A 6,515-nucleotide genomic window follows, 5' to 3' on the forward strand; every position below is an offset into this window, starting at 1 on the left:
AGCATGAACACCCGCGGGACGTTATGGCCAAGCGCTTCTGCCGTGTCTGGATGGGTCAGTGCGGCCTGAATCACCAGACCGATGCGAGTCCGCTTGAGAAGCAGCCACACAGCCAGCAGCATGAACAGCGCCACCAGCATCATGAAGGCCCGGTACGTTGGGAAATTGGTGCCATATAGCGTAAACAACGGGCCGTTCAATTCGTCCGGGATCCGGTAATCCACTGCAATGCGTCCCCAGACCAGTTGTACAAGCTCCACCAGGATGTAGCTCAAGCCAAAAGTGATCAGCAGTTCAGGCACGTGGCCAAACTTGTGAACGCGGCGCAAGCAAAATCTCTCAAACGCCGCGCCGATCAGGCCGACCAGCAAGGGGGCAATGACCAGCGCGGGCCAGAAACCCAGCCAGCTGGTGAAGGCATACGCAAAATAGGCGCCAAGCATGTAAAACGACGCGTGCGCAAAGTTAAGCACACCCATCATGCTGAAAATCAGCGTCAGACCCGAACTCAGCATGAACAGCAACAGGCCGTAGCTCAGCCCGTTCAAAAGCGAAATAGTGAAAAACTCCATGCGGTACCCGTCAAATCAGCGGCTGTGGAAAGAGAGCTTGGCAGGAACTTGTCTGTTAGCCAATAAAAACGCCGGGTGAAGCGGTAGCCACCCCCGGCGTTACTTCGGCGAAACCCCGATCAGGGGCGTTTCATCTGGCAGCTGGTAGGCGTGCTGGCAATATAGGCATCAATGTATTTCACGGGCGCAAAGGTGTAGCCTGTGTTTTCGACGCTGTAAGTGTTCTTGGCGTCGACCTTTTGCCACTTCGAAATATACAGCCCTTGCTGCATCTGGTGGTCTGACTTGCGCATCTGGGATTCGCCATTGAAGCCCTTGAATGACAGGCCCTCCATGGCTTTGGCCACCTTGATAGGCTCGATCGACTTGGCTTTGTTCATGGCTTCTGACAACAGTACAACGCCGTTGTAGATCGAGAATGTATAAAAGTCGTCGTTATATTTCTTTTTGAAGTCTCTGGCCATAGCCCCTATCTCACCCGTGTAGTTGGAGTGGTTGTAGGCAATCTGGTAGACCTCAATGTCGCCTGCGGCGGCCAGTGCAGTAGGTGTGCCGGACACGCCTGCGTAGTAGGCATAAATCGGGATCTTCAAGCCGGCCTCGGTAATGGCCTTGATCAGCAAGGTCATGTCCTGGCCCCAGTTGCCGGTGACCAGCGTATCAGCGCCGCTGGCCTTGATCTTTGCCACGTAGGGCGCGAAGTCCTTCACCTGCCCAAAAGGATGCAGGTCTTCTCCGACGATCTGGGTATCAGGACGCTTGCGGGCCAGCCCTTCCTTGAAATACTTGGCGACCTGCTGGCCGTGCGAGTAATTCTGGTTGAGCAAATAGACTTTTTTGATCTTGGGCTGATCCTTCATGAAGGAGGTCAAGGCCTCCATCTTCATGGAGGTGTCCGCATCAAGCCGGAAGTGGGCAAAGGAGCATTTCTCGTTGGTCAGTGCGGGGTCAACTGCCGCGTAATTGAGAAAAATCACTTCCTTGCCCGGATTGCGTTCATTGTTTTTGGTGATCGCGTCCGCCAGCGCCAAGGCTACGGCCGAACCGTTGCCCTGGACAACATAATGGATGCCTTGGTCAATGGCAGACTTGAGTCCGTTGAGCGCCTCCTGGGGGGAGCTTTTGCTGTCGATGGGCACAATCTCGAAGTTGACACCCGCCACATTCTTGGCGCCATTGACGCGGTCAATAACGAATTGCCAGTTCTTCAGCTGGTTCTGGCCTACATTACCGAACGGGCCCGACAGGCCCTCGATCATGGCGATTTTGACGGTTTCACCCTTTTGGGAAAAAGCCATTGAACTGGCCGCAAACATTACACTTATCGCTACAGCTTTAATAGCAAATTTCATTGTGTGTCTCCTTTGTTTTAACAAGGTATTGAGCGTACAAGTTTTGCGTGCAGCAGCGCTCAGGGATTGCCCCTAGAGTGCCGCCTGGCTATCACATGGGTGACTCAGCGCGCCGCTCACAGCGGGAGTTTGTAGTCCCTCAGCAGTTCCCGAAGTTTAGTCTTGAGCATCTTGCCTGTCGCGCCCATCGGTATGGCCTCCACAAACACCACGTCATCGGGGATTTGCCATTTTGCAATCTTGCCGTCGTAGAACTTGATGAGTTCGTCGCGTGTGACGTCCATGCCTGGCTTCTTGACCACTGCAATGACGGGCCGCTCATCCCACTTGGGGTGTGCAACGCCAATACATGCCGCCATGGCCACGGCCGGATGCGCCACAGCAATGTTTTCCACGTCAATCGAGCTGATCCATTCGCCGCCGGATTTGATGACGTCCTTGCTCCGGTCGGTGATCTGCATGTAGCCATCCGCGTCGATGGTCGCCACGTCGCCGGTAGGAAACCAGCCATCGATCAGCGGATCGCCGCCCTCGCCCTTGTAGTACTCGCGCAATATCCAGGGGCCCTTGACATAAAGGTCGCCAAAGGTCTTGCCGTCCCAGGGCAGTTCCTTGCCCGAAGGATCAACGATTTTCATGTCAACACCATAAATGGACCGCCCCTGCTTGAGGCGGATTTTCATTTGCTCTTGCGCAGGCAGGGCGAGATGTTTGTTTTTCAGCGTGCACAGCGTTCCCAGGGGCGACATCTCGGTCATGCCCCAGGCATGGAGAACTTCCACGCCATAGTCTTCCTGGAAGGCGTGGATCATGGCCGGTGGGCAGGCCGAGCCGCCAATCACCGTGCGCTTGAGCGTGGAGAACTTCAGGCCCGCAGGCTTCATGTGGGTCAGCAGCATTTGCCAGACCGTGGGCACGCCAGCGGCGTAGGTGACTTTCTCGGCTTCGATCAGTTCATACACCGACTTGCCATCCATCGCCGGGCCAGGGAACACCAGCTTGGCGCCGGTGAGCGCCGCCGAGTATGGAATGCCCCAGGCGTTGACGTGAAACATGGGCACCACCGGCAGGATGGAATCGCGCGCGCTCAGGCACATCACGTCCGGCAGCGCCGCCGCGTAGGCGTGCAGGAGGGTAGAGCGGTGGCTGTAGAGCGCCGCCTTGGGATTGCCCGTAGTGCCGCTGGTGTAGCACATGCTGGAGGCGGTGTTTTCATCAAAACTGGGCCAGACGTAGTCGGCCGACTTCGCTCCAATCCAGCTTTCGTAACTCTGCAGGTTGGGAATGCCCGAATCTGCAGGGAGTCTGTCGGGCTCACACAGCGCGATGTAGTGCTTGATGGTGGGGCATTTGCCGTGCACGGCCTGCACCAGGGGCAAGAAGCTCAAATCAAAACACAGGACCTGGTCTTCTGCGTGCTTGGCTATCCATGCGATCTGGTCGGGATGCAGCCGGGGATTGATGGTGTGCAGCACCCGACCCGAGCCGCTCACACCGTAGTAAAGCTCCAGGTGCCGGTAGCCATTCCACGCCAGCGTGGCAACACGGTCGCTGAAGCCCAGCTTCAGTCCATCCAGGGCATTGGCAACCTGACGGGACCGGTGCGCCGCGTCCTTGTAGGTGTAGCGATGCAAATCGCCTTCCACGCGGCGTGACACGATTTCTGCGTCGCCATGGTGGCGCTCCGCAAACTCGATCAGTGATGAGATCAGCAAGGGCTGGTTTTGCATCAAACCTAACATCATCTATTTCCTTTCTTGCCCGGCTGGGCGTTCTTTTTAAATTTGAATGTCTCGTGCGTGCATAGTACCGCGCGCGCCGCCGGCCCAACCCCGGGGAAATCCGGAGAAATCCCCAGCCGCGCCACCTTGGCGACGACACTGGCCAAACCGCTGATGACTGGATGTGCAGCGCCAGCCGACCAGTCGCCAAAATGGCTTAACCCCGCCTGTGCAGGGCTGTCGTCGCCATAGCACAATGAGGCCATGACTTCTGCCATCGACGCCTTAGCTGCCGATCTGACCCTTGCCCAATCAGGCCTGAAATGGGTCAACAGTTTTGCCCGTCTGGACCCGGGTTTTTATACGGAACTCCAGCCCACACCGCTGCCTTCGCCTTACTGGGTAGGGCGCAGCCGAGCCTTGGCGCGCGAGCTTGGCCTTGAAGACCACTGGCTGGAGTCCGACGAGGCGCTGGCGGCGTTGACCGGCAACCAAATGCTGCGCGGCTCCAGGCCCCTGGCCAGTGTTTACAGCGGTCACCAATTCGGCATGTGGGCCGGGCAATTGGGGGATGGCCGGGCGATATCGCTCGGCGAGATAGCAACGGCCGGTGGCGCGCAGGAAATCCAGCTCAAAGGCGCGGGCAGGACGCCCTACTCCCGCATGGGCGATGGCCGGGCCGTGCTGCGCAGTTCGATTCGCGAGTTTTTGTGTTCTGAGGCCCTGCATGGCTTGGGCATACCGACCACCCGCGCCTTGTGTGTCACGGGCTCTGATGCACTTGTTCGGCGTGAAGAAATCGAAACAGCCGCCGTCGTAACCCGCACGGCCCCCAGTTTCATTCGCTTCGGCCATTTTGAGCATTTCAGCTACAGCAACCAGCAGGTCCAGCTCAAAACGCTGGCCGACTATGTCATCGACAGGTTTTACCCCGCTTGCCGTGAAACAAAGCAGCCTTATGCGGCGCTTCTTGAAGCGGTGAGTGAGCGCACGGCGCACCTGATGGCCGCCTGGCAGGCCGTGGGCTTTTGTCACGGCGTCATGAACACCGACAACATGAGCATCTTGGGCCTGACTATCGACTATGGCCCGTTCCAGTTTCTCGATGCGTTCGATCCTGGCCACATTTGCAACCATTCGGACACTCAGGGCCGCTACGCCTATAACAAGCAGCCCAACATGGCGTACTGGAATCTGTTTTGCCTCGGCCAGGCCTTGCTACCACTAATAGAAGAACAAGACCAGGCGCTGGCGGCCCTGGAATCCTATAAAACGGTGTTCCCCGAGGCGCTGGAAGCTAGAATGCGCGCCAAGCTGGGCCTGACCGACGCGCAACCGGAAGACAAGGCGCTGATAGATGACACCTTCAGGCTACTGAGCAGCAACAAGGTGGACTACACAATTTTCTGGCGCCGTTTATGCGGTTTCACACCACATAGTGGTCATGAGCCGGTGCGGGACCTGTTCTTCGACCGTGAATCCTTCAATGCCTGGGCGCTACAGTATTCAGAGCGGCTTGCGCCCGTGGATATTGGGTTAAGGGCCAATTTGATGCTAAAAAATAACCCGAAATTTGTGTTGCGCAACCATTTGGGTGAAGAAGCCATACGCGCTGCGAAACTAAAAGACTTCTCCGGCGTCAACACCTTGTTGACCTTGCTGCAGGCCCCATTTGACGAACATCCGGGCCATGATCGCTTTACCGACTTTCCGCCCGACTGGGCGGCTTCCATAGCCATCAGTTGCAGTTCGTAACAGCCTTCTTTCCAAGACCCCAAGACTTCAAAATTTAAGCACCATGAGCACCAAAATCCAGAAAACCGATGCCGAATGGAAAGCCTTGCTGGCTGAAAAAGGCGCTGAACCCGCCGCCTTCCAGATAACCCGTCAAGCAGCCACAGAACGCCCATTCACTGGCAAGTATGAGAACACCACTGCGGACGGGACCTACCGCTGCATGTGTTGCGGTGCCGAGCTTTTCGACTCGTCCACCAAGTTCGATGCAGGTTGCGGCTGGCCAAGCTTCTCTCAGGAAGTCAACGTTGGTGCCATTGAAGAGCATGTGGATAGCCAACATGGCATGACGCGCACCGAGACCGTTTGCGCCAATTGCGGTGCACACCTCGGCCATGTGTTTCCCGATGGACCCAAGCCCACAGGCCTGCGCTACTGCATGAACTCCGCCTCGCTGGACTTCGAGCCGCGCTAGTTGCGCGATTCGTGCTCCCCCTACCCTGATCTACGGATTCACCAGCCACCCAGTAGCAGCCATAATCACACCATGAAAATTCTCTTCGATTTTTTGCCGATTGCACTTTTTTTCGGCATGTTCAAGTACGCCGAAGGCAACAAAGACTGGGCCGCCAGCACCGCCACGGAATGGCTGGGTTTCATGGTGTCGGGTGGTGTGGTCGGGCTGACTGAAGCCCCCGTGCTGCTGGCCACGGTGGTCGTGATTGTGGCCACCTTCGCGCAAATTCTCTGGCTCAAGGCGCGTGGCCGGAAAATCGATCACATGCTGTGGGTCAGCCTGGGACTGGTCACTGTACTGGGCAGCGCCACCATTTATTTCCACAGCGAAAACTTCATCAAGTGGAAGCCGACGGTGCTGTACTGGGTCATGGGCGGTACTTTGCTGTTTGGCCAGCTGGTGCTCAAGAAAAATGGCATCAAGTCATTGATGAGCTCACAAATGGCCCTGCCTGATTCCATCTGGCGCACCGTGAATTTCAGCTGGGTCGGGTTTTTCACCGTGATGGGGTTTCTCAATCTGTGGGTGGCCTTCAACTTTCCGACCAGTACCTGGGTCAACTTCAAGCTCTTTGGTGGCTTGGGCCTGATGCTGCTGTTTGTGCTCTGTCTCTTATACA

General features: G+C 56.9%; 7 protein-coding genes. 3 read left to right on the forward strand and 4 right to left on the reverse strand.

Annotation, left to right across the window (positions count from 1 at the left end; genetic code table 11):
- From B3F77_RS16320 to B3F77_RS16335, 4 genes are all read right to left on the reverse strand, one after another.
- Positions 1 to 572: branched-chain amino acid ABC transporter permease (locus tag B3F77_RS16320; protein WP_293605968.1), on the reverse strand; the 572-nt coding region annotated here is incomplete at its 3' end.
- Positions 573 to 691: 119 nt separating this feature from the next.
- Positions 692 to 1,924 (reverse strand): branched-chain amino acid ABC transporter substrate-binding protein, encoded by a 1,233-nt coding sequence (locus tag B3F77_RS16325; protein WP_293605969.1) that lies wholly within the window; start codon positions 1,922 to 1,924, stop codon positions 692 to 694.
- A 116-nt stretch (positions 1,925 to 2,040) separates the two neighbouring features.
- Positions 2,041 to 3,666: a 3-(methylthio)propionyl-CoA ligase gene (locus B3F77_RS16330; RefSeq protein WP_293605970.1), complete on the reverse strand. Its 1,626-nt coding sequence runs from the start codon at positions 3,664 to 3,666 to the stop codon at positions 2,041 to 2,043.
- Positions 3,666 to 3,923: a hypothetical protein gene (locus tag B3F77_RS16335; RefSeq protein WP_293605971.1), complete on the reverse strand. Its 258-nt coding sequence runs from the start codon at positions 3,921 to 3,923 to the stop codon at positions 3,666 to 3,668. The genes B3F77_RS16330 and B3F77_RS16335 overlap by 1 nt, the downstream gene beginning before the upstream one ends.
- Between B3F77_RS16335 and B3F77_RS16340 the strand changes: the two genes are divergently transcribed.
- The 3 genes from B3F77_RS16340 to B3F77_RS16350 all read left to right on the forward strand — a co-directional run.
- Positions 3,922 to 5,400, forward strand: coding sequence for a protein adenylyltransferase SelO (locus tag B3F77_RS16340; RefSeq protein WP_414703031.1), 1,479 nt, complete (start codon positions 3,922 to 3,924; stop codon positions 5,398 to 5,400). The two genes, B3F77_RS16335 and B3F77_RS16340, sit on opposite strands and share 2 nt — an antisense overlap.
- A 43-nt stretch (positions 5,401 to 5,443) precedes the next feature.
- Positions 5,444 to 5,854 (forward strand): peptide-methionine (R)-S-oxide reductase MsrB, encoded by a 411-nt coding sequence (gene msrB, locus B3F77_RS16345; protein WP_293605973.1) that lies wholly within the window; start codon positions 5,444 to 5,446, stop codon positions 5,852 to 5,854.
- Positions 5,855 to 5,926: 72 nt separating this feature from the next.
- On the forward strand, positions 5,927 to 6,515 hold a 589-nt coding region (locus B3F77_RS16350), incomplete at its 3' end, for a septation protein A (protein ID WP_293605974.1).

This window comes from Polaromonas sp. UBA4122, assembly GCA_002381615.1.
Lineage (GTDB): Bacteria > Pseudomonadota > Gammaproteobacteria > Burkholderiales > Burkholderiaceae_C > Polaromonas.

What these genes read in the sequence shown, in the direction of transcription:
- B3F77_RS16335 (WP_293605971.1), bottom strand. Translation starts at nt 3,923, where the DNA reads ATGGCAGAAGTCATGGCCTCATTGTGCTATGGCGACGACAGCCCTGCA.
- B3F77_RS16325 (WP_293605969.1), bottom strand. Translation starts at nt 1,924, where the DNA reads ATGAAATTTGCTATTAAAGCTGTAGCGATAAGTGTAATGTTTGCGGCC.
- msrB (WP_293605973.1), top strand. Translation starts at nt 5,444, where the DNA reads ATGAGCACCAAAATCCAGAAAACCGATGCCGAATGGAAAGCCTTGCTG.
- B3F77_RS16330 (WP_293605970.1), bottom strand. Translation starts at nt 3,666, where the DNA reads ATGTTAGGTTTGATGCAAAACCAGCCCTTGCTGATCTCATCACTGATC.